This is a genomic window from Streptomyces sp. NRRL S-31 (assembly GCF_000718775.1).
In the GTDB taxonomy this organism is placed as follows: Bacteria; Actinomycetota; Actinomycetes; order Streptomycetales; family Streptomycetaceae; genus Streptomyces.
Genome location: NZ_JOCB01000220.1, coordinates 1 through 1,241, shown reverse-complemented (window position 1 = coordinate 1,241; position 1,241 = coordinate 1). Strand labels below are relative to the sequence as shown.

1 protein-coding gene is annotated in these 1,241 nt (G+C 74.5%); it reads right to left on the bottom strand.

Annotated elements, in window-relative coordinates:
• A partial coding sequence (locus IF37_RS40320) for a hypothetical protein (protein WP_037858334.1) occupies window positions 1-1,241 on the bottom strand: 1,241 nt, incomplete at both ends.

The following is a 1,241-nucleotide window of genomic DNA, read 5'->3' as shown; positions in this document are numbered from 1 at the left end:
GCCAGCGATCCTCGAAGAGGCCACCGTCACCATGCCGTTCGCGCAGCACGGCGTGCGCGGTGCGCAACTGCTCGGCGAGATCCGCCCGGGCCCGCTCCAGCACCACCGGATCGGGCAGCTCATGGCGGATACCCCTGCGTTCCACCAGGGTGTCGAACGCGCCCAGCTCCTGCCCGACCTGCCGCTCACGCACTCCGAGATCGCGGATCTGCCGCGGGAGTTCCTCGTGCATGCGGGCGATACGCGCCTCCAGCTCCTCGATCTGCCGGCGTGCGGCGGGGGTGTCCGGGCCCAGGGAGACGTGGTGGAGCTCGGCGACGGCCTGCCGGTGCACCGCCCGGAGCCGGTCACGCAACTGCTCCGGCGAAACCGGCACCCGCCCTTGCCGCACATCCTCCAGCGTCTCCTGCTGCCGGATGCGCCTCTCCTCACCGGTGAGGCTCCCGGGCCCGACGGGTGCTGCCCGCCCGGCGGGGGCCGGGTCGCCCCCGCTCACATACCGGCCACCGAACAGGTCCTGACGGCGGAAGTCGGCCACCGCCCGCTCGAACCGCTCCGAGAACGCCTGGTCACGAGCGACCTGCTCCCACATCCGCGGCAACGCGGCATCCGCCTCCGCCAGCACCCGCCGATGCTGCTCGGGCGTGACGTGGCCGGACCCGCCCTCCTGACCGGCCAGCTCCTCCAGCCGGGTGCGGACATGAGTGTGGTAGACCTCCAGCACCCGCTCGCGGGCCGTCTCACCCGTCGGCAGATACCTGCCGCCGAACACGTCCCGGCGCGTGAACTCCTCCCGCGCCGCCTCCAGCCGCCCGCCCGCCAGCCGCTCCGCCGCGACCAGCCGGTCGTGGTACGCCCCGTCCCGCTGCCGCTGGAACTCCTCCCACCGCGCCGACGGCCCCCACACCCCGCCCCGGCCACCCGCCACGGCGTCACCGCCCGACAGCACCGCCACAGCGGGGAAGGTTCCCCCGAAGTGCGCGTCCGGATGCACGCCCGCACCTCCGTCGGCGCCCCCGGACATGTCGGTATCCGCGTACGGAGACAGGCCGTCGAGGGCACCGACCGGCGCCGTGACGTCGGCACTCGTATACGGGAGCGGGCTGTCGAGGCGGCCGGTCGGCGCGGTGGTGGCCTGCGGGCGCTCGTCGGAGCCGGGACGGTAGTAGGAGGGCAGGCCGTCGGAGACCGTGCGGGGCGGGGTGAACCGCAGCTCCCCGGCCGGCCGCAGCAACGGATGA